18 protein-coding genes are annotated in these 20,721 nt (G+C 71.6%); 8 read left to right on the plus strand and 10 right to left on the minus strand.

Annotation, left to right across the window (positions count from 1 at the left end; genetic code table 11):
• The gene (locus ACQPZW_RS09310; protein WP_433794410.1) at positions 1-822 is read right to left on the minus strand and encodes a metal-dependent hydrolase; all 822 of its coding nucleotides are present in this window, start codon (positions 820-822) and stop codon (positions 1-3) included.
• Between the two features lie 111 nt (positions 823-933).
• Positions 934-1,362 (minus strand): DUF1707 SHOCT-like domain-containing protein, encoded by a 429-nt coding sequence (locus ACQPZW_RS09315; RefSeq protein ID WP_433794411.1) that lies wholly within the window; start codon positions 1,360-1,362, stop codon positions 934-936.
• 228 nt (positions 1,363-1,590) lie between these two features.
• Here ACQPZW_RS09315 and ACQPZW_RS09320 point away from each other — a divergent pair, with 228 nt between their 5' ends.
• Together ACQPZW_RS09320 and ACQPZW_RS09325 are read left to right on the plus strand one after the other, a co-directional pair.
• Complete coding sequence (locus tag ACQPZW_RS09320; RefSeq protein ID WP_433794412.1) at positions 1,591-2,949, plus strand: sensor histidine kinase; 1,359 nt, start codon at positions 1,591-1,593, stop codon at positions 2,947-2,949.
• On the plus strand, positions 2,946-3,623 hold the full coding sequence (locus ACQPZW_RS09325; RefSeq protein WP_433794413.1) for a response regulator: 678 nt from the start codon (positions 2,946-2,948) through the stop codon (positions 3,621-3,623). The genes ACQPZW_RS09320 and ACQPZW_RS09325 overlap by 4 nt, the downstream gene beginning before the upstream one ends.
• A 71-nt stretch (positions 3,624-3,694) precedes the next feature.
• Here ACQPZW_RS09325 and ACQPZW_RS09330 read toward each other — a convergent pair whose 3' ends face one another.
• A complete protein-coding gene (locus tag ACQPZW_RS09330) occupies positions 3,695-5,155 on the minus strand; it encodes a GGDEF domain-containing protein (protein WP_433794415.1) in 1,461 nt (486 codons plus the stop codon).
• 69 nt (positions 5,156-5,224) lie between these two features.
• Complete coding sequence (locus tag ACQPZW_RS09335; RefSeq protein ID WP_433794416.1) at positions 5,225-7,033, minus strand: amylo-alpha-1,6-glucosidase; 1,809 nt, start codon at positions 7,031-7,033, stop codon at positions 5,225-5,227.
• Positions 7,034-7,224: 191 nt separating this feature from the next.
• Here ACQPZW_RS09335 and ACQPZW_RS09340 point away from each other — a divergent pair, with 191 nt between their 5' ends.
• The gene (locus ACQPZW_RS09340) at positions 7,225-9,855 is read left to right on the plus strand and encodes an MGH1-like glycoside hydrolase domain-containing protein (RefSeq protein WP_433794417.1); all 2,631 of its coding nucleotides are present in this window, start codon (positions 7,225-7,227) and stop codon (positions 9,853-9,855) included.
• 757 nt (positions 9,856-10,612) lie between these two features.
• On the opposite strand, the gene ACQPZW_RS09345 is transcribed toward ACQPZW_RS09340, so the two are convergent.
• Both ACQPZW_RS09345 and ACQPZW_RS09350 read right to left on the minus strand, forming a co-directional pair.
• Entirely contained in the window at positions 10,613-10,885 is a 273-nt protein-coding gene (locus ACQPZW_RS09345) for a hypothetical protein (RefSeq protein WP_433794418.1), read from the minus strand.
• Positions 10,886-11,051: 166 nt separating this feature from the next.
• Positions 11,052-12,074: a DUF559 domain-containing protein gene (locus ACQPZW_RS09350; RefSeq protein ID WP_433794419.1), complete on the minus strand. Its 1,023-nt coding sequence runs from the start codon at positions 12,072-12,074 to the stop codon at positions 11,052-11,054.
• Positions 12,075-12,158: 84 nt separating this feature from the next.
• Here ACQPZW_RS09350 and ACQPZW_RS09355 point away from each other — a divergent pair, with 84 nt between their 5' ends.
• Entirely contained in the window at positions 12,159-12,350 is a 192-nt protein-coding gene (locus ACQPZW_RS09355; RefSeq protein WP_433794420.1) for a hypothetical protein, read from the plus strand.
• Positions 12,351-12,608: 258 nt separating this feature from the next.
• Positions 12,609-12,842, plus strand: a complete 234-nt coding sequence (locus tag ACQPZW_RS09360; RefSeq protein WP_433794421.1) for a hypothetical protein — start codon at positions 12,609-12,611, stop codon at positions 12,840-12,842.
• Between the two features lie 110 nt (positions 12,843-12,952).
• Here ACQPZW_RS09360 and ACQPZW_RS09365 read toward each other — a convergent pair whose 3' ends face one another.
• Together ACQPZW_RS09365 and ACQPZW_RS09370 are read right to left on the minus strand one after the other, a co-directional pair.
• Positions 12,953-14,941 (minus strand): anthranilate synthase family protein, encoded by a 1,989-nt coding sequence (locus tag ACQPZW_RS09365; protein WP_433794422.1) that lies wholly within the window; start codon positions 14,939-14,941, stop codon positions 12,953-12,955.
• Between the two features lie 232 nt (positions 14,942-15,173).
• Entirely contained in the window at positions 15,174-15,407 is a 234-nt protein-coding gene (locus ACQPZW_RS09370; protein ID WP_433794423.1) for a hypothetical protein, read from the minus strand.
• Positions 15,408-15,590: 183 nt separating this feature from the next.
• On the opposite strand from ACQPZW_RS09370, the gene ACQPZW_RS09375 reads away from it, so the two are divergent.
• Positions 15,591-15,965: a response regulator gene (locus ACQPZW_RS09375; RefSeq protein ID WP_433794424.1), complete on the plus strand. Its 375-nt coding sequence runs from the start codon at positions 15,591-15,593 to the stop codon at positions 15,963-15,965.
• A gap of 3 nt (positions 15,966-15,968) precedes the next feature.
• On the opposite strand, the gene ACQPZW_RS09380 is transcribed toward ACQPZW_RS09375, so the two are convergent.
• A complete protein-coding gene (locus tag ACQPZW_RS09380; RefSeq protein ID WP_433794425.1) occupies positions 15,969-18,170 on the minus strand; it encodes a glycoside hydrolase family 3 C-terminal domain-containing protein in 2,202 nt (733 codons plus the stop codon).
• 173 nt (positions 18,171-18,343) lie between these two features.
• On the opposite strand from ACQPZW_RS09380, the gene ACQPZW_RS09385 reads away from it, so the two are divergent.
• On the plus strand, positions 18,344-18,877 hold the full coding sequence (locus ACQPZW_RS09385; protein WP_433794426.1) for a TetR/AcrR family transcriptional regulator: 534 nt from the start codon (positions 18,344-18,346) through the stop codon (positions 18,875-18,877).
• Here the strand turns inward: ACQPZW_RS09385 and ACQPZW_RS09390 are convergent.
• Positions 18,874-20,115, minus strand: coding sequence for an NYN domain-containing protein (locus ACQPZW_RS09390; protein ID WP_433794427.1), 1,242 nt, complete (start codon positions 20,113-20,115; stop codon positions 18,874-18,876). The genes ACQPZW_RS09385 and ACQPZW_RS09390 overlap by 4 nt on opposite strands.
• A 353-nt stretch (positions 20,116-20,468) precedes the next feature.
• Between ACQPZW_RS09390 and ACQPZW_RS09395 the strand changes: the two genes are divergently transcribed.
• Positions 20,469-20,714 carry a hypothetical protein gene (locus tag ACQPZW_RS09395; RefSeq protein WP_433794428.1) on the plus strand — a complete coding sequence of 82 codons (246 nt, stop codon included), beginning with the start codon at positions 20,469-20,471 and terminating at the stop codon, positions 20,712-20,714.
• The last annotated feature ends 7 nt before the right edge of the window (positions 20,715-20,721 follow it).

Below are 20,721 nucleotides of genomic sequence, written 5' to 3' on the forward strand. Positions count from 1 at the left end.
CTACTTGCTGGCCCACACGTCCAGGTTGAAGCGCTCCAGCACGCCCGGAACGAAGAGGCCGCCGATGGAGAGCAGCGAGATGACCGTGAAGGCGGTGCGCAGGACGACCACCTCGACCTTGCCGCCGACCTTCACGGCCATGCTGTTCGGGATGCCGATCATCATCCACATGCGACGCCTGATCGGGATCGGCCAGAGGATCGGTACGCCGTTCTTGGTGATCATGTCGCCGAGGATGTGCACGAAACAGCCGACACCGGCGGCCAGCCCCAGCAGCGGATAGCCGCGGTCGCTGGGCAGGTTGGCGGCGGTGAACCAGGCGATCGCGGCCGAGGACAGGGTCACGATGACCCAGCCGGCCCGCTCCGCCCAGTCGTCGAACAGCCCGCGCAGCGCCAGGCCGCTCATGAAGAAGACGATGCCGATCACCGCCCAGTAGCCGTAGCTGTCGGCCAGCGCCGTGGTGCCCCAGGCGAGCAGCGCGCAGAACGGCAGCGTGTGGGTGAACGTGCGGTGCCCGTTGTCCCGCCGCGGATCGCGCTTCAGCTTCGTCGCCGTGTAGACGCCGAGCGAGAACTTCTCCACCACCTCGGCCACGAAGAGCGACGCCACGCCGAACGTACGGGCCACGGTCGCGCCGCCCTGGTTACGGGTGACCTTGCCGGACATGTCCAGGTCGGGCAGGAGCGCGCCACCCGCACAGATCGCCGTGCCGACCGCCACCTCCAGCGGCGTCTGACTCACGTAGGCGAACTGATCGAGCGCCCAACTGCCTGCCAGCCAGGCGGCCGCGCCGGATAGCGCGTGCGACGGACCCATCATGTGCGTTGTCCCTCCCCGAACAAAACTCGGCCACTGTGGCAGAGCGAGCGAAGAAGATCAACGATGCGGTTGGCGTGTCGCACGTGGGGTCGGCCACCCGACAGCGGGCGATCAGTGCCGGTGGTGGTGGCCGAACGTGTACTCGGGGCGCCAGCGGCCGTACCGGGCATGCTTGAACAGGCCGATCACCAGGAACGTCAGCGGGATCACCGGCCAGAAGAACGTGGCGTTGGACAGCATCCACACTCCGGTGAGGACGCCGGCGATGATCAGGACGAGGCTGGCGTGCCGGCTCACCGACCGGCGCGTCGCGGCCCGGGCCGCCGGGGTCCGGGCCAGCGCCTGACGGCCCCCGAACGGCAGGTCGGCGGTGAGTGGCGCCAGCTCGTCACGGAACCTGGCGGCGTACGCGGTGGCCAGCCGCTCCTCACCCTCGGTCAGGTCCAGCCGGCCCTCGGCCATGGCGGCGCGCAGGATCTCGGCGACCTCCTCCCGTTCCGTGTCGGACGTGCGCAGCCGGGTGGGTCCCTGGGTTTGCATGGCTTCTCCTTCGGCGGGTCTCTCGGTCTCCGCTCCAGGATCGGCCTGCCGGGCGGCCACGCGCGTCGGCCCGGGGAGGCATCCGCCGGGCGCATTCCGCGCCGTTCTCGATCTTCGGGGTACGCCCGGAGGAGTACACGGGTGCCGCGGTGTGAGCCCGGGGTGGTAGGTGCGATGCGCGCCCGCCGACCGATGACCGGGGCCGGGGCGCTGACGTAGGTTCAGCTCATGAGGCATGTGGGCCGTGGTTGGGCGCCCGGCGATCCGGCATGGCGACGTGCCCGGCGCCGGGGGCACGACGGCTGGCCGCCCGGTGCGGTGATCGCCGCGTCGATCTTCCACCTCGCGGGGTCGAACGATCTCGCCGACCGCGGCGGTGTGCACCTCACCTCCCCGGTGCTCTACCACCTGCTGCTGCTCGCCGGTCCGGTCGCGCTGTTCTGGAAACGCCGCTCCCCACTCGCCGCCTTCGTGATCGCCGCGGCAGCCTCGCTCCTGTTCGCCACCCACGCCGATCCGTACTGGATGTATGCGATGGCCCCCGCTCTCGCGCTCTTCGCCCTGGCCAAGGCCGGCCGGCGAACCGAGGCGGCGATCGCCGCGGCCGTGGCCTGGTCGCTCTACCTGCTGGTGAACGTGGTCCTGGCCGGCCCGCTCAACCTGCCCGCCGGGGTTTCGCCCACGCTGCGGGAGGCGTTGCTGGCCGGTGTCGGCCTGGCTGTGCCGGTGCTGGCGGGCATGGTGTCGAAGGTGCGGCACGAGCAGTTGGCCGCGCTGGCCCGCGCACACGAGGAGCAGGAACGGGCTCGTGGCGAGCAGAGGCGCCGGCAGGCCTCCGAGGAGCGGCTGCGGATGGCGCAGGAGCTGCACGACGTCCTCGGTCACCACCTGTCCCTGATCAACGTGCAGGCCGGGGTGGGGCTGCATCTGATGGACAACCGGCCGGAGCAGGCCCGGGAGGCGCTGACCGCGATCAAGACGGCGAGCGCGGAGGCGCTGCGCGAGGTGCGTTCGGTGCTGGGCGTCCTACGCACCGACGGGGAGGCCGCGCCCCGGCAGCCGGCGCTGGGCCTGAGCCGCCTGGACGACCTGACCGCCGACGCGGGCTTCCCGGTCCGTACCGAGATCGTCGGCGGCCCCCGCGACCTGCCGGCCGAGGTCGACCGGGCCGCGTACCGGATCGTCCAGGAGTCGCTGACGAACGTCCGCAAGCATGCCGGGCCCGGTCCGGACGCGCTCGTCGAGATCCGGCACACCCCGGCCGCGCTGCACCTGTCGATCACGAACACCGGAGTGGCCGGCGGGTCGGCGCCGCCGGAGGGCTCCAGCGGCCTGACCGGCATGCGGGCGCGGGCCGAGAGCCTGGGCGGCACCCTCACGGCGGGCCCCTTGGCGGGTGAGACCAGCGGCTACCGGGTCACCGCGGTCCTCCCGGCGGCGGGTGCGGTCCGCTCGACGGCGCCGGGCCGGGCCGTCCCGATGGAACCCGGGACGGCGGGTGATGGTGCGGTGCCCGGCGCGGGGGAGGCCGGACCGGTGGACGACGGTGTGGTGGCGGACGTCGGGCGAACGGGGGAGACCGGATGATCTCGGTGGTGCTGGCCGATGACCAGGCGCTGGTGCGGGCCGGGTTCCGGGCGCTGCTCGACGCGGAGCCGGGCATCGAGGTGGTCGGCGAGGCTGCGGACGGGCTGCGGGCGGTCGAGGTGGTCCGGCAGACCCGGCCGGACGTCGTGCTGATGGACATCCGGATGCCCGGCGTGGACGGGCTGGAGGCGACCCGGCGGATCGCCGCCGACCCGGAGCTGGCCGCCACCCGCGTGGTCATTTTGACCACGTTCGAGCTGGACGAGTATGTGTTCGAGGCGCTGCGGACCGGGGCTTCCGGGTTTCTCGTGAAGGACACCGAGCCGGTGGATCTGCTGCGCGGGGTGCGTGCGGTCGCCGCCGGGGACGGGTTGCTGTCGCCGAGCGTGACCCGGCGGGTGATCGGCTCGTTCGCGGCGGCGGCCGTCGCGCACGGGCGGCCGCCCGAGCCGCCGCGCGACCTGGGCCAGCTCACCGACCGGGAACGCGAGGTCCTGGTCCTGGTCGCCGAGGGGCTGTCCAACGACGAGATCGCCGCCCGTCTGGTGATCAGTCCGGCCACCGCGAAGACCCACGTCAGCCGCACGATGATCAAACTCGGCGCGCGCGACCGGGCCCAGCTGGTCGTCTACGCCTACGAGGCCGGCCTGATCCGCCCCGGCTGGCTCGGCTGATCCGTTCGGCCGGTCGTCAGCGTCGTCCTGGGCCGTTTCGGGCAGCGCTGCGAGCCGGCCGGGACGGGCCTTCAGTGCGTGGCGGGCACGACGTCGGCGAGGACACAGCGGTTGCGGCCCGCGGCCTTGGCTGCGTAGAGCGCCTCGTCGGCGAAACGGAGCAGGGAGTCCGGCCCGGGATGCGTCTGGGCGGCCGCGCCGACCGAGACCGTGACGCCGAGCAGTTCGCCGCCGACCTGGACGGGGAGCTCGGCGACCGCGGCGCGCAGGCGTTCGGCCAGGGCGAGCAGTTCGCCGGGGCCGGTGTGCGGGGCGAGCACGACGAACTCCTCGCCGCCGTACCGGGCCACCACGGTGCCGGCCCGTGCCGCGGCGGAGAGACGTCGGGACACCTCACGCAGCACCTCGTCGCCGGCCGGGTGGCCGTACCCGTCGTTGATGCGCTTGAAGTGGTCGACGTCGATGACCAGCAGGCCTACGCCGTGGCCGGTCCGCCCGGCCCGCCGGCATTCCAGGCTCAGCGCGTCGGAGAAGTAGCGGCGGGTGCGCAACCCGGTGAGAGCATCGGTCACGGCGGCCTGACGCTGTGCCGCGACCAGACCGGCCATCCTGGTCATCACCAGGATGAACATGACGGCACAGCTACCGCTGATCAGGGGGATGTTGAGCGGCCAGTCGAGCAGCCAGACCAGCACCTGCACGCCGGGCGCCATCAGCACGGCGATCGCCAGCACCCCGAGCCGGGCCGGTGACGCGTCCGGCTGGGCATGCTCGCTGCGCAGGTCGAAGTGCCGGACCCCGCGATGCAGGGCGGCGGCGCCGAGGAGACCGAGGGAGGCCATCCAGAGGGCGTCCAGGTACGACTCCGACACCCCGCCGCCCTCGAGGATGTTCTGCACCAGATAGATCGTGTCGACGCTGAGCATCAGGACGAGGCTGCCGAGCAGCGAGTAGAGCACCGCGCCGCGAGTGCCGGTGCCCATCGCCAGCCGGACCGCGAGGATCAACAGCATCAGATCGAGGACCGGGTACGCCGACTGGGTCAGTTTCGCGTTGAGCGGCAGCTCGGAGTCCGAGGTCAAGGGCTGGAGCACGAAGATCCAGGTGATCAGTCCGGCGCTGACGGCGACGATGAGCGCGTCGATCATGCTGGGCACGTCCCAGCCGGGACTCCGCCGGCGGATGAACAGCAGCACCGCCGCCGCGATGAGCAGGTAGTAGGCGAAGTACAGCAGGTCCGCCGGCGTGGGCTCGAGGAACTCGCCGGAGAGCACCTCGTCCACCACCGTGACGGTGTCGGCGGCGGCGTAGAAGACCTGCGCGGCGACCAGCAGGAACCAGCCGGCCCGGTGCGGCGGCCGGTGCCGGAGTGTGCCGATCAGGACGACGACCGGGGTGGCGAAGCTGACCAGCATGTACGGTGCCACGGCGACGAGGTACGGGGTCTCCTGCGCTTCCAGGACCACACGCAGCACGATGCTGATCGCCAGCACACCCAGCCAGGCGATCATGGTCCAGCGGTCTCGTCCCACCAGGCGAGCATGCGGCAGCCAGGTTGCTCCGCGGGTGCGGAACGGGCATCACGGGGTTCTCATCGGCTGTCAGAGCCGCCGGGCACGCAGGTGCTCGGCCACCGACCAGGCCTGGAAGGGGCAGCCGGTGGCCCGGTGCGGCGGATCGCCGTCGGCGGTCTCCGAGATCGAGCCCAGCCCGTGCTCGGACAGGTGGGCCTCGGCGTCGGTGAGCACGTCCTCGCCACTCGCGCCGATGCGGTGCAGGGCGGTCACCCACGGGCCGGTCAGCCACGGCCAGACCGTCCCGGTGTGGTACGCGGTGTCCCGCTCGGCCGGTGTGCCACGGTGCCGTCCCGAGTACCCGGGCTCGCCGGGGGCGAGGCTGCGCGGCCCGAGCGGGGTGAGCAGCACGGCGCCGAGGCGTTCGAGGGCGGCCCGGTCCGGGCGGGCCGGGGCGTGCGGCAGCGACCAGGCGAGCAACTGGTTGGGGCGTAGCACCGGATCGGCGCCGTCCACACCGCCGACGACGTCGTGCAGCAGGCCACCGGGCGCCGGATAGCGGCGGCCGAACCCCTCCCGGGCCTGCGGGCAGGCGCGCTCGGCCGGTCCGGGCGGGATCCCGGTACGCGCGGACAGGTCCAGCACGGTCGCCAGCCCGTTGATCCACAGCGCGTTCACCTCGACCGGCTTGCCCGCGCGGGCGGTCACCGGAACCCCGTCGACGCGGGCGTCCATCCAGGTCAGCGCGGCACCGGGGGCGCCCGCCCGGAGCAGCCCGTCGGCCGGGTCGGCGCGGATCCCGAACCGGGTGCCGGACAGGTGGTGGGCGACCACGTCCCGCAGCAGGGGCAGCAGCTCGGCGGCCAGGTCGTCGTCGCCGGCGACCGCCACGTGTCGCCCGACCGCGTGCAGGAACCACAGCGTGCCGTCGACGGTGTTGTACTCGACGGCGCCGGTGTCCGCGGTGTTCGCGAGCATCCCCTCGGACAGCGTGCCGGCGTAGGCGCGCAGCAGCTCCCGGCCCTGGTCGGCCCGGTTCGTGGCCAGGAACAGCCCCTCGTAGCCGATCATCGTGTCCCGGGACCACGACCCGAACCACGGATAGCCGGCGACCACGTCCGGCCCGTTCCCGGCGTGCACCACGAAGGCGTCGGCGGCCAGCGCCAGCGTCGCCTGGGTCTCGTCGGCGGGTGCCGCGGCGGCGACGACCTCCCGGTTGCGCAGCCGGGCCGCGGCAACGGCCGGCCCGGCCGGGAGCGGCGGATCGTCCAGCTCGCCCGCCCACGCCGACACCTCCGCGAGCTCCCCGGGGCGGCGTAGCTCGGCGTGGAAGCTCCCCGCGTACCACAGATCCTCGGTCGGGGTGAGGCCCCGCTCGTCCTCCGCCCGGTGCCGGACGCCGCGGAACCACTCGCCGGCCGGGGTGAAGCCCGGCCCACTGATCCGGTAGGCGTCCTCGACCACGCAGCCGTCGGCCGTCGCCGCGACCGCCGGAGGCGGGCCGTCCGCGGTCCGCTCGCCGTGCACGTCCCGCCAGGTGCAGAGCGCCTCCAGGGAGAGCCGGATCGGGCCGCCGGCGACCAGACGGTGCACGATCGCGACCGCCGGCCGGCCGTGCACGGCGGCGACCTCCCGCTCCACGACCACGTCGCCGAGCCGCCACCGCCACCGCGGCACCCCGTCGACCAGCGTGAACCCGGCGAGCAGCCGGTGCCCGGCCGGGGCGATCGCGCCGTCCGCCCACTCGTGCACACCGAGCCGGACGACCGCGCCGGACGGCAGGGTGACGACCGGATCGAGAGCGGCCAGGCCCAGCCTGCGCGACGCCGGAGTGTGCCCCGCGACGATCAACAGACCGTGATACCGGCGGGTGCGCAGACCACTGACGGTTCCCATGGCGTACCCGCCGACCCCATCGGGTACGAGCCATTCCCGTGTGGAGCCCTCAGTGAGGCGGGCACAGACCTGAGGACCGAAGCTGATCGGGCGGGCCGTGGGCACGGATCGAACCCCTAATCGCTCGGAGCCTTACACGCTTGACACATCGGCGTGACAGTCTCAGTGTGATCGACTCCGGGATAGTGGGGGTGAGAACGGACGTGTCGGAACGCGTACGCCTGGCGCAGGCCGATTCCGGTGAGCAGCCTTGGCGGGCGTGGGGCCCGTACCTAGCGGAACGTGCCTGGGGGACCGTCCGGGAGGACTACAGCGAGCACGGGACGGCGTGGGACTACTTCCCGCACGATCATGCGCGCTCCCGAGCGTACCGCTGGAACGAGGACGGCATGGCCGGTCTCTGCGACGACCGGCAGACGTTCGCCTTCGCGCTCGCGCTCTGGAACGGTGAGGACCCGATCCTCAAGGAGCGGATGTTCGGCCTCGGCGGCGACGGCGGCAACCACGGCGAGGACGCCAAGGACTACTGGTGGTATCAGGACTCCACGCCCACCCACTCGTGGATGCGCTGGCGCTACCACTACCCGCAGGCCGCGTTCCCCTACGACGAGCTGGTCCGGGTCAACGGCGCCCGCTCCCGCAACGAGGCCGAGTACGAGCTCGTCGACACCGGCATCTTCGACTCCGACCGGTTCTGGGCGGTCACCGTCGACTACGCCAAGGCCGGGCCCACCGACGTCTGCATCGCCATCACCGTCAGCAACCGGGGCCCCGATCCGGCGATCCTGCACGTGCTGCCCACCCTCTGGTTCCGTAACACCTGGTCGTGGGGGCTGCCCAACCGGGAGACGCCGAGCATGTCCGGCACACCCGGGCGCCTCGAAGGACAGCACCGGTCGATCGGCCACATCACCCTCGACGGGCAGGGCGCGCCGGTCGCTCTGATGTGCGACAACGAGACGAACGCGCAGCGTCTGTGGGGACTGCCGGGGCGCAGCCCGTACCCCAAGGACGGCATCAACGACCACCTGATCCACCGGACGCCGACGGTCAACCCGGAGGGCGTCGGCACCAAGGGGGCGCTGCACTACCGGCTGTGGATGGGGGCGGGCGAGACCCGTACCCTCCGGCTCCGATTGACCCGGAGTGAGCGCCCGTTGCCGCCCGCGGACCTGGGGGACGGCTGGGCCGCGGTGATGGCCGCGCGCAGCGCCGAAGCCGACGACTTCTTCGCCGAGGTGCTGCCGGAAGCCGCGAGCGACGAGGAGAAGGACGTCGCCCGGCAGGCGATCGCCGGTCTCATGTGGGGCAAGCAGTTCTACCACTTCGACGTCAGACAGTGGCTGCGCGGCGACCCCGGCAACGCGCCGCCGCCACCGGGCCGGCGCTACGGGCGCAACAACGCCTGGCGGCACATGAACAGCTTCGACGTCATCAGCATGCCCGACCCGTGGGAGTACCCCTGGTACGCCGCGTGGGACCTGGCGTTCCACTGTGTCAGCATCGCGCGCGTCGACCCCGGCTTCGCGAAATCCCAGCTCCTGCTGCTGCTGCGCGAGTGGTACATGCATCCCAACGGCCAGATCCCGGCGTACGAGTGGTCGTTCTCCGACGTCAACCCACCCGTGCACGCGTGGGCGGCGCTGCAGGTCTTCAAGATCGACGGGGGCCGTGACTTCGACTTCCTGTCCCGGGTGATGCACAAGCTGCTGCTCAACTTCACCTGGTGGGTCAACCGCAAGGACGTCGGCGGCAACAACGTCTTCGAGGGCGGCTTCCTCGGCCTCGACAACGTCGGCCCGTTCGACCGGTCCGCGGCGCTGCCCGTCGCCGGGGTGCTCGAACAGTCCGACGGCACCGGCTGGATGGCCATGTACGCGCTGAACCTGCTCGACATGGCGATCATCCTCGCCCTGCACGACCGGGCCTACGAGGACATGGCCACCAAGTTCTTCGAGCACTTCACCTACATCGCGGAGGCCGCCTACCGGCAGGGGCTGTGGGACGAGGAGGACAGCTTCTTCTACGACGTGCTGCGCCTGCCCGACGGCAACAAGGTGCCACTCAAGGCACGCTCCATCGTCGGCCTGCTGCCGCTCGCCGCCACCACCCGGCTCACCTCGGACACCCTCAACCGGCTCCCCGAGATCAACGCCCGCGTCCGCTGGATGCTGCACCACCAGGGCGAGTTCGGCGACGTGATCAGCGCCCGGCGGCTCGGCGGCGCCGACCGGCGCCAACAGCGCCTCCTCAGCATGGTCGGCCAGGACCAGCTGCTGCGGATCCTGCCGCGGTTGCTGGACCCGGAGGAGTTCCTCTCACCGTACGGCCTGCGCACCCTCTCCCGGGCGCACCTGGAGAAACCGTTCACCGTCTCGCTCGGCGGCTCCGACTTCACCGTCGGCTACGAGGCGGCGGAGAGCACCAGCGGCCTGTTCGGCGGCAACTCCAACTGGCGCGGCCCGGTCTGGATGCCGGTCAACTATCTGCTCATCCAGGCGCTCCGGGAGTACGCGGAGTTCTACGGCGAGGACCTGCAAGCCGAGTACCCGACCGGGTCGCAGCGCAAGGCCGGGCTCACCGAGATCGCCGACGACCTGTCCCGCCGCCTGATCGGCCTGTTCGTGCCCGACCCCACGTCCGGGCGGCGCCCGATCTACGGCGCCACCGACCTGTTCCAGACCCACACCGACTGGAAGGACCTCATCGTCTTCCCCGAGTACTTCAACGGCGACAACGGGGCCGGACTGGGGGCCTGGCATCAGACCGGATGGACGGCACTGGTCATCGACCTCGTCTTCAACCTCAGGACACCCCGGTGACCTGAGATCGACAATCGTCGCTAGAGTGGCCTGCTCGTACGCCCGGCCGCCGTGCCGGGCCTCAACGGGGAGGAGCTGCAGAGGGACACCTACAAGACCACGGTGAACCTCGGCGACCAGGGCACCATCGACCTGGCCGAGTCGGCGAAACAGCTGGACGTCGGCACCGAAGTGCTCGGCAAGCTCTCCACCACGAACTGCCGTTCCGGGCCGACATCGACGGTGAGGGCCGCCTGGCCGCCTGGCCGCCTGGCCGCCTGGCCGCCTGGCCGCCTGGCCGCCTGGCCGCCTGGCCGCCTGGCCGCCTACAAGCTCACGATGCCGGCGGTCGGGTCACAGGCGGCCTGCGAATTCGACATGAAGTACTCCGACTTCGGCAATCCGGTCGGACTTCGGCACCCCGGTCGACCTGAAGGCGCCCCCGGCCAAGGACATCATGGCCTCCTGACCGCCGCGCCCGATCGCGCCCGCGCCCGCCGCGTCGTCCTCGGTGCTCGTGCCCGGTCCGGCCGCGTGCACGTGGCGCGATCGGGCCGTGCACGTGCGTCGGTCCCGCGGTACACATGCGCCGCTCTGCCGTGCACGTGCGCCGCTCTGCCGTGCACATGCGCCGGTCTGGCCGTGCACATGCGCCGGCCTGTCGTGCACGTGCACCGGTCTGGCGGTGCACATGCGTCGGTCTGGCGGTGCACATGCGTCGGTCTGTCGTGCACGTGCCGGTCGGGCTGGTGCCGGCACGTGCGTTACCGAGAGCTCGTCAGCGGGCTCGGGTCACGATCACCTCGGCCACGTGGCGCAGCTGCTCGTGATCCGGGTTGAAGCCGGCGGCGATGTCCGGATGCAGGCCCGCCTTGGCCTGCTCCAGAAGCATGACGGTGACCTGTTCGACGCTCTCCCCGGCGTAGTGCTGCTCGACCTTGGCGGTCGCGGCCTGAAGCGCCGAGCTGAGCTGGTCCTCCAGCGGCCCGCGCAGCTTCTGCTCGACCGGGTTGAGTGTTTGCGGATCGAGGGTGATGTGTGGCTCGGCCAAGGTTGTCCTCCGGAGATCAGCGACGCCGGGCGGATACCCGTATCCCCCGCGACCGTAAACCCACCGGGCCCTGCTTGGCCCGAGTTTCACCGCCAAGAAGTAGCCGTAATGAGCCGGCCGCCCGTTTGCCCTGCCGCTGCGCACCTCTGGGTGGCGATCATCTCGGTCAGCCAGGCAGGATCGGTCGTGTCCGATGGGGCACCCGGCCGTCATGGGACGCGGTGGCGGAGCCGGATCCAGCTGACAGCGACGGCCCGTGCCAGCCGGCTGCCTCCAGGGCGGCACGGACGTCGGCGATGACCTCCCCGGGGCGGTGGCGCACGGCCCAGCCCGGGAAGCGCAGCAGCCGCACACCGCTGATGGCGATCTCGTTGCCGGAGCGCATGTCGGCATACCACCCCCGTGTCTCCATGTGCTGAGATCCGTCGATCTCCACCTGAACCCGCCACGGATCGAAATAGACATCCCGATAGCGGCGCCGGCCGGATCGATCGCGGCGCACGGACTGGCGCGACGGCCGCGGGAGACCGGCCAGCCGGCAGAGCCGGAGAAACTCGATCTCGTACGCGGACTCCGAGCCCCCACCCGCATCAGCCACCGCCGACTCGATGACGGGCCTGCGCCGCAGACGACGTGACGTGCCCAGAACCGTCCGCACCTGATCCAGGACCACCAGACGCTGCTGAAATGTGGCCGCGACGATCGAGACGGCGGTGGTGTCGTCGAACGCCCACTGTGCCGCGTCGACCATCGATCGGGCGGCCGTCGTGCACGGTGGTGACATGTCGAGACGGGCATCCGCGCGGGAGAGGCGCCGGGTCCGGTGGACGACCACTCCCGGCGGCGGATCACGGTCGGTCCGGTGAGCGGGCAGGAGCAGATGAACCGGCTCGGCCGCCTCCGGCAGACGCAGACCGTGCAGGCGTAGCGCGGTCAGACCGGCGAGCAATGCCGGCCGCCCGTTTCCGACGGCAAGGGACGCGATCCACCACCGCTGGATCCGCGTGACCTGTCCGGGATATGCCAGATACACCCCGAGATGCACACGTTGCCAACGACCCGAGACGACCCGGTGGTTGACGGCGCTTCCGGTGAGCCGGCGTCGCGCCTGCCGCCAGGAGATGACGCCGTGCTGAGCGCGGAGAATCCCGGCGAGAGCGATGTCCTGATCCGGTGCGGTAGCGGTCATCGGACCAGCCTCCCGGGTTTCGCGACCCGCCGGGCAGCCCCTGTGGACAACACCGCCCGACCCTGTGGACGACACAACCCATGTGTGCGCGCCGACCACCGCTACGGCATCCGCGCCGACCACCGCTACGGCATCCGCGCCGACCACCGCTATGGCGTCTGCGCCGACCACCGCTATGGCGTGTGCGTCGATCACCGTTTTGGCGCGGATGGGGTCGCACAATGCGGGTTCGTGTGCGTTGATCGTCGCCCTGGCGTGGTTGAAGTCGCACGCTGATTGCTTTGTGTGCGCTGGTCGTCGTCCTGGCGTTGATGAGGTCACACGATGCGAGATTGTGTGCGCCGACCATCGTTGTGGCGTGTGCGTCGACCATCGTTCTTGCGTGTGCGTCGATCACCGTTTTGGCGCGGATGGGGTCGCACAATGCGGGTTCGTGTGCGTTGATCGTCGCCCTGGCGTGGTTGAAGTCGCACGCTGATTGCTTTGTGTGCGCTGGTCGTCGTCCTGGCGTAGACGAGGTCACACGATGCGAGATTGTGTGCGCTGATCATCGGCGAGGGCGAGGGCGAGGGCGAGGGCGAGGGCGAGGGCGAGGGCGAGGGCGAGGGCGAGGGCGAGGGCGAGGGCGAGGGCGAGGGCGAGGGCGAGGGCGAGGGCGAGGGCGAGGGCGAGGGCGAGGGCGAGGGCGAGGGCGAGGGCGAGGGCGAGGGCGACGGCGAGGGCGACGGCGACGGCGAGCGGGTGGCGGCGATCGGAGGGGCGGGGTGAGGGCGCGGGCGAAGGTGCGGGCCAGGGCGCGGGCCAGGGTCAGGGCGGGCAAACGGGTCGGTGGTCCAAGGTGAGGCTCTCGATCACCTTGGACCACCGACACTGTTTCGCTACCCCGGAATCGCGGGGCTAATCACATCGGTGAGAAGTGGTGGGAGAAGTTCTCGGAGGATGTCTACGCCGTCGCGGCTCAGCACCGACTCCGGGTGGAACTGGACCCCGGCGAACGTGCCGCCGCGAAGTGCGTGGACGGTGTCGTCGGCCGGGTCGACGGCCAGGGTGACCCGGCCGTAGGGGGTGGCCACGACCGATAGGGAGGCGGCGACGGCCGGGGTGGAGGTGACGCCCGGGGCTGCCACGACTGGTGGGAACGCGGCGGCTGGGGTCGCCGGGGCGGAGGTGACGACCGGGGCGGCGACTGCTGGAGTGGCGGGAGTGGCGAGGGTGGCGGGAGTGGCGGGGGCGGCGGGAGTGGCGGGAGTGGCGAGGGTCGCGGGAGTGGCGGCGACTGCTGAGAAACTTGAGTAGAAGCCGACTCTCCGGGGGGTGCCGAAGAGGTCGACGTCTCGGGCCAGGCCCTGGTAGGGCGAGACGCGGCGGCGCAGCGGGAGGCCCAGCAAGGAGGCGAGGATCTGCTGGCCGAGGCAGACCGCGAAGAGTGGCCGTCCTACCTCCAGCGCAGAGGTGACGAGGCTGTTCAGAGCGGCCATCTTCGGGTCGTCGAGGTCCGACGGATCGCCGGGGCCCGGCCCGAACACCACCAGGTCGGCGGCCGGCAGGGACGCGGCGGTGACGGACTTCCAGGGGAGGACGGTCACGGTGAGGCCCAGGGCCTTCAGCTGGTGGGCGAGCATCGCGGTGAACGTGTCCTCGGCGTCGACGATCACGGCGTGCCGGCCCTCCAGGGACGGGACCGTCAGGGCGCCGGGTGCGCGGGAGTCGAGCCAGAAGCGCGCCAGGTCGTCGTTGCGGGCGGCGAGCAGGCGCTGGACTTCCGGGGACTGTGCGGTACCCCGTACCGCCGCGGGTCGGGAAGGAACCGCGCCCAGCGCGGACAGCACGCCGGCCGCCTTGGTGTGGGTCTCGGCCACCTCGCCCGCGGGTGTGGAGTGGCGGACCAGGGTGGCACCGACCGGCACCCGCAGCAGGCCGTCGGGGGTGATCTCGGCGGTGCGGATGAGGATCGGCGCGTCGAGTGTCTGCCGGCCGGACTCGTCGTGGTCGAGCAGCGCGAGGACTCCGGCGTAGTAGCGGCGGCCGCGGCGTTCGTGGCGGGCGATGACGCGGCAGGCGTTCTCGATGGGGCTGCCGGTGACGGTGGGGGCGAACATGGTCTCCCGCAGGACGCGGCGGACGTCGAGGGAGCCGCGCCCGGCCAGCAGGTATTCGGTGTGGGTGAGGCGGGCCATCTCCTTGAGGTACGGCCCGGCGACCTGCCCGCCGTGCTCGGCGACGCAGGCCATCATCTTGAGCTCCTCGTCGAGGACCATGTAGAGCTCCTCGATCTCCTTGGGGTCGCGCAGGAAGTCGAGGATGTCGCCGGATCCGTTGCGGAACGTGCCGCTGATCGGGTTCATCATGACGATGCCGTCGAGGACGCTGACGTGGCGCTCGGGGGTGGCGCCGATCAGGACCCGGTTGCCGGTGTCGACCAGGAACGTCCAGTAGGTGCCCTGCTCGCCGTGCAGGAGCCGGCCGAACGCGGCGCGCGGATCGCCCGAGAATTTGGCCTGGTAGGTGCGGTGGATGACGAAGTTGGCTCCTTCGCCGCGCCCGATCTCGTCCCGCAGCACCTCCTCGACGATCCGGCCGTACTCGTCGTCGGACAGATCGAAGCCGCCGTCACTCAGGGTGATGTCACCGGGCGGGAAGTTCGAGAGCGGCTCGGTGTGGCGCGATCTGACCAGCAGGCATTCCAGCGGGGCGCCGTCGTCGACGCATTCGAAGCCACGTTCGGTGATCTGCCGGTAGGGGACGACGGCGAGCACCGGCGTGCCGGGCGTCATCGGGATGTCGTCGAGTGTCGCGACGGTGACGACGTCGCCGGTGAGGACGTCGACGTGGTCGGCGCCGTCGCGGTGCAGCAGGGCGAATGGCATGGTCCCTCGTTTCGGGTGAGGGCCACCGGCCGAGATCCGGCCACGAAAAAGGCCGCCTCAGCGAGGCGGCCGCGGGATGCGCGGGAGATGGCCGCCGGTCAGGCGGGCCACCACATGGTCAACTGTGCGCGCATGGCGGCAAGCTTACGGTTGGGCGGCGGGTCGCGCCAGACCCCTTCAGAGGTACGCGCTACGCGTACCCCTTCGTCGCAAGATGCCCGCAAGGCCGTCGTCAGGCGGCGAATGCCAGCCGGACCGCGTCGCGGGCCCACAGCATCCGCCCGATCGCACAGTCGGGGTGTTCCCCGAACTCCTGGGCGACCAGTTCGGCGCATCCGTTCTCGCCGATCCGGTGTACGACGTCCGTGACCGCGGCCCGGATCAGTTCCGCCGTCGGCGCCCAGGATCGTTGCAGGTCGGAGGCGAAGAGAGCTTCGCAGCGGATGTCGTCGATCATCGCGTTCATCGGTTCCTCCCAGCCGTGTTGGTGCGCTGTGGTGGTCTGGACATCAGCACACCGTCCGGCGGCTGCAGACCGGGCGCGCGCCGGTTGCGACCTGGTTGCGGAGTGGATTTACAAATATCACCCCATATGCCGGGTTGGCCGGTATATGGTCCGAACACAGAGCTACGGATCGGGGGAGGCCACGTGACTACCGTCCTGGTGGCTGACGACGACGCCGACATCCGCGACCTGGTGGCCTTCAAGCTGGAGCAGGCCGGGCTGGAGGTTCTCGCGGTCGGTGACGGTCAGGCCGCGGTGGACACGGCGCGGGCCCGGTTGCCGGACCTGGCCGTGCTGGACGTCTCGATGCCGGGGCTTTCGGGCATCGACGTGTGCCGGATGCTGCGCGCCGATCCGTCCACCGCCGGCATGCTGATCATCATGCTCACCGCCCGGGTGCAGGAGCAGGACGTCGAGGGTGGTTTCAGTGCCGGCGCCGACGACTACGTGACCAAGCCGTTCAGCCCGCGCGAGCTGGTCTCCCGGATCCAGGCGCTGCTCACGCGGGCACGAACGTAACGGTCAGTTGGCGGCTTCGACCAGTTTGTCCAGGTCGTCGGCGTTGAGCGGGCTGCCCGGGAAGGCGGCCATCCGGCTCAGCGGCAGGCTGCCCAGCATCATCAGCATCTCCGGGTTGGCGGTCATCGCCGACATCAGTCCCTCGCTCTGCTCGCTCGCGGCCGCCGCGAACGCCGCGCCCAGCACCTCGGCGCCACGCGGGTCGGCGAACCACTCGCCGACGCTGGACTCGGTGGTCAGCGGCACCCGCGCCGGGTCGCCGGCCACGTGCACGGTCACCGAGGCGCGCACGTCCCGCGACGACGAGCCGACCTCGATCAGATACTCGCCGTCCTCGACGATCCACCGGCCGAGCCGGGTGTCCCAGTAGGCGAGGTCCTCCCGTTCGACGGTCAGCCGCACCTCGGTGGTGTCGCCGGCGCCGATCTCGACACCGGCGAACGCCTTCAGCTCGCGCGGGGCACGGCGCACCGTCGAGCCGGGCAGGCTCACATACACCTGCACCACCTCACGGCCGTCCCGCCCGCCGGTGTTGGTCACCGGGACGCGCACCTCGACACCGGCCGCGGTCGCCGACGCCTGGGCCGCGCCGTATCCGAACGTGGTGTACGACAGCCCGAACCCGAACGGGTACGCCACCTCCTGACCGCGGGCGTCGAAACCGCGGTAGCCGACGTGCAGGCCCTCGCCGTACCGGACGTGGCCGTGCTCGCCGGGGAAGTCGAGGTAGGACGGGTGGTCGGCGAGCTTGACCGGGATGGTCTCGGCGAGCCGCCCGGACGGGTCGACCCGCCCGAACAGCACGTCGGCCAGGGCGCTGCCACCGGCCTGCCCGAGCAGCCAGCCCTCGACCAGGGCGGGGATCTGCTCGTCCCACGGCCTGGTGGCGATGACGGCGCCGTTGGAGAGCACCACGATCGTGTGGGGGTTGGCGGCGGCGACCCGTTCGATCAGCGCGATCTGCGGGCCGGGCAGATCGATCGAGTCGCGGTCGGCGCCCTCGGTCTCGTGCACGCTGCCGACGAAGACGATCGCCACGTCGGCTCCGCGGGCCGTCGCCACCGCCTCGGCCAGCAGGCCCTCGTCGGCCTCGCCCTTCACGGTGTAGCCGGGCGCGAACGTGACGGCGGCCGTCGTCGACGCGGTGATCTCGGTGAGCGCGTCGTCGAGCTTCGTCGGGGTGATCTGCGAGCTGCCGCCGCCCTGGTAGCGGGGTGTGCGCGCGAACTCGCCGAGCACGGCGACGGTCTTCTCGCCGGGCGTCAGCGGCAGCAGGCCGCCGTCGTTCTTCAGCAGGACGATCGCCCGGCCGGCGATCTCCCGGGCGAGCGCGTGGTGGGCGTCCGCGTCATAGGTCCCGGCGGGCCGGTCCCCGGCCTTCTCCACCAGCTTGCGTACGAGCTCCGCGCTCCGCTCCAGCAGGGCCGGGTCGAGCCGTCCCGCCGCCACGGCCTCCACCAGTGCGGCGTCGCCGGCCGCGTCCGGCCCCGGCATGGTCAGGTCGAGCCCGGCCGCCACCGACGCGACCCGGTCGACCACGGCGCCCCAGTCGGAGACGACCAGGCCCTCGAAGCCCCACTCGCCGCGCAGCACCTGGGTGAGCAGCCAGTGGTGCTCGCTCGCGTAGATCCCGTTGACCCGGTTGTAGGCGCACATCACGGTCCACGGCTGGGCCCGGGTGACCACCTTGTGGAAGGCCCGCAGGTACATCTCGCGCAGGGTGCGCTCGTCGACGTCGGCGCTGATCCGCATCCGGTCGGTCTCCTGGCTGTTGACCGCGAAGTGCTTGAGCGACGCGCCGACGCCCCGACTCTGCAGGCCCTGCACCCAGGCGGTGGCGAGCACGCCGGTGAGGATCGGGTCCTCGGAGAAGTACTCGAAGTTGCGGCCGCCGAGGGGGCTGCGCTTGAGGTTGACGCCGGGCCCGAGCAGCACGGCCACGTCCTGTGCCCGGCACTCGTCGCCGAGGGCCTCGCCCATCCGGCGCAGCAGCTCGGGATCCCAGGTGGAGGCGCTGGCCACGGCCGGTGGGAAGCAGGTCGCGGGCACGCCGGCCAGCACGTCCTCGCTGGAGGCCTGCATGCGCACCCCGTGCGGGCCGTCGGTGACGGTGACCGAGGGGATGCCCGCGGACTCGACGCCCTCGGTGTGCCAGAAGTCCCGGCCGCTGGTGATCGCGGCCTGTTCCGAGGTGCTGAGTGCCATCGCTACCGCCCTTACTGAGTACCTACTAGGTATTAACTCCTCAGAAACATAGCCAGGTCAGAAGCGGTGTGGCAAGGGCCTGCTGGTAGGAAAGAGCTGTGCAGACCACCCCTGGAATCCGCCGCGACCGTGCCCGGTTACCCGCTGCCGAGCGCCGACGGCAGATCCTCGAGATGACCACGAAACTGATCGCCGAGCGCGGCTTCTGGGGCCTGTCCATGCAGGACGTCGCCGACGGTTGCGGGCTGACCGTGCCCGGCATGCTGCACCACGTCGGCTCCAAGGACAGCCTGCTCGTCGCGGTCCTGGAGTACCGGGACGAGCAGGACGCCCGCTCCCTCGCCGGGAAGCTGGGCCGGCCCGTGCACCAGCTCTGGGCCGACGGCCGGATCACCCTGGCGGAGGTGTGCGACGCCGTGGTGCGGCGCAACGCCGAGCAGCCGGAGATCGTCCGGCTGTTCGCGGTGCTGGAGGCCGAGTCGCTGGCACCCGGCCACCCGGCGCACGCCTACTTCAAGACACGCCAGCGGCGCACCCTGGACGAGTTCGCCGCGCTGGCCGAGGGAGTCGTGGACGATCCGCGCGATCTGGCCGCCCAGGTCGTCGCCATGATGGACGGCCTGCAGATCCAATGGCTGCGCGAGCCGGAGACCGTCGACCTGGTCACCGCCTGGGAGTCGGCCGCCCGCCGCCTCTTCGCCGGTTAGGCCTTCGGGTCGGGGGCGCCCAGCCACGAGCGGACCTCGGCGCACTCCTCGTCGGTCAGGGCGATCGCGGCGGCGTCCGCGCGGTTCAGCACGTTGTCGGCGAACGCCGTGGCGATCTCCTCGGCGTCCGGCGCCGGCTGCCGGTAGAGCGGCGCCCCGCCGAACGCGGTGCCCCGGGTGACGAACGCGATCGCCGACCGGCTCACGTCCACCCCCTGCTCGGCCAGCAGGTCACGGGCCCAGCGGGTGGCCTCGGTCAGGTTGAAGTGGTGCGACGAGGCGTAGTCGGCGAGCGCCCGGTAGACCGGCGGCCACATCTCCCTCGGCAGCCGCGGCAGGCCGAGCGGAGCGCTCAGCCGCGTCACCGAGTCGGGCGCCGGCCCGGCCGTGCCGGTCGTCTCGGGCGGGCCGTGCCGGCTGTCGTCCCAGACGAAGTGGTTGGAGAACTTGGCCTGCGGCAGCCGCAGGCTCTCCAGCGCGCGGACGAACCCGCCGAAGCCGAACCAGTTCGTCGAGTCGACCCCGGTGCCCAGCTGCCGCCGTAGGTCATGGGCGAGCGAGGCCAGGTTGAGCGGGCCCGGCGCGGCGGTGAAACGCCACGTCACCAGGTCACGGAACTGCTCGTAGGACGCCTCCGACTCGGGCTCGCCCGGCACCACGACCGGGACGTCCTCCTCGCTCTCCACTGGCTCGCCCTGCACCAGCTCGAGCAGCTCCTGGCTGGTGATCAGCCGGTCGGCGACCGACGTGAACGCCAGCGCCGCGTCGGCCGGGGACACGATCGTGGTCCGCCGGTCCGACCGGCGCAACCGCACCAGCAGCGGCGTCATGTCCGAGTCGCCGGACGCGATCACGAACTCCTCATACGTCACCTGGTCGGCCAGCGCGTCCACCGCGTCGACCACCATCCGGATGTCGGCGGCGTTCTTCGTGTGCGTCAGCCGGGGGCAGTCGATCACCTCGAAACCCGCGTTCACGAAGAACGGCCGGAACCGCGAGTAGTAGAGCCGCTGCAGGCCGGAGGCCGGATCGGGGTGCGGCACCCAGCCACCCGGATTCATGTAGCACCGCAGGATCAACCAGCGCCGGGGCCCCTCCACCGTCAGCGAGGTGGCCAGCCGGGACAGCCAGTTGCCCGGCTCCTCGGCGAACTGCACGGCGACATCGGGGTCCTGCCTGATCAGCGCACTGAACACATTGTCGAAGTCCAGGTACAGCGCGGCACGTACGCGGTCCATGACCGAAACCTACCCCGCGACGCACACGGTGGGCGGTCGGCCCGCGCCGAAAGCCGGTTGACTCGGCGACACCGCCGGACGATCGGAGCCCCGCCGTTGCACCTCACCCAGGTCCTCGACGTGATCGACGAGCTTCTGCGCGACTGCGGGCACCCGGAGATCCAGGCGGTGGAGCGCTTCGGCGCGGACGCGGCACCGGGCGGGCCGTCCCGGCGGGACTGCGGATCCGGTACGTCAACGGCGCTCTCGCGTACCTCTGGGGCGCGATCTGGCCGCAGGAGACCGACCTGCCGGCGCCGGACCGCCTGCCGCCACCCCGCGGAAACCGTCCGGACCGCGCCCTGGCGCTGGCCGTGCTGCTGCTGGACGCCGCCCGCCCGCCGCAGTTGCGCTCGTGGCGACTGGTCGCGCTGCCCGACCTCGGGCCCACCGGGCAACGCGGGAAGGTGCCCCGCGGCCTGCGGATCGTCGGCGCCGACGGCACGTCGCTGCTGCTGCGCGCCACCGCCGCGGGCGGCCCGGAACGCGACCCCGCGGACGAGCCGTTCCCCGGCTGGAGCGTCCCGGCGGACCTCGGCGCACGCTTCGGAGCCGCTTGAGGGCCCG

Origin of the sequence: Actinoplanes sp. CA-252034, from assembly GCF_050956125.1 — a bacterium.
Taxonomy (GTDB): domain Bacteria; phylum Actinomycetota; class Actinomycetes; order Mycobacteriales; family Micromonosporaceae; genus Actinoplanes.

Bases quoted from the DNA above. Each gene is read 5' to 3' on its own strand.
- ACQPZW_RS09325 (WP_433794413.1), top strand. From the start codon at position 2,946: ATGATCTCGGTGGTGCTGGCCGATGACCAGGCGCTGGTGCGGGCCGGG.
- ACQPZW_RS09390 (WP_433794427.1), bottom strand. From the start codon at position 20,115: ATGGACCGCGTACGTGCCGCGCTGTACCTGGACTTCGACAATGTGTTC.
- ACQPZW_RS09310 (WP_433794410.1), bottom strand. From the start codon at position 822: ATGATGGGTCCGTCGCACGCGCTATCCGGCGCGGCCGCCTGGCTGGCA.
- ACQPZW_RS09380 (WP_433794425.1), bottom strand. From the start codon at position 18,170: ATGGCACTCAGCACCTCGGAACAGGCCGCGATCACCAGCGGCCGGGAC.
- ACQPZW_RS09315 (WP_433794411.1), bottom strand. From the start codon at position 1,362: ATGCAAACCCAGGGACCCACCCGGCTGCGCACGTCCGACACGGAACGG.
- ACQPZW_RS09350 (WP_433794419.1), bottom strand. From the start codon at position 12,074: ATGACCGCTACCGCACCGGATCAGGACATCGCTCTCGCCGGGATTCTC.
- ACQPZW_RS09385 (WP_433794426.1), top strand. From the start codon at position 18,344: ATGACCACGAAACTGATCGCCGAGCGCGGCTTCTGGGGCCTGTCCATG.
- ACQPZW_RS09365 (WP_433794422.1), bottom strand. From the start codon at position 14,941: ATGCCATTCGCCCTGCTGCACCGCGACGGCGCCGACCACGTCGACGTC.
- ACQPZW_RS09320 (WP_433794412.1), top strand. From the start codon at position 1,591: ATGAGGCATGTGGGCCGTGGTTGGGCGCCCGGCGATCCGGCATGGCGA.
- ACQPZW_RS09335 (WP_433794416.1), bottom strand. From the start codon at position 7,033: ATGGGAACCGTCAGTGGTCTGCGCACCCGCCGGTATCACGGTCTGTTG.
- ACQPZW_RS09370 (WP_433794423.1), bottom strand. From the start codon at position 15,407: ATGAACGCGATGATCGACGACATCCGCTGCGAAGCTCTCTTCGCCTCC.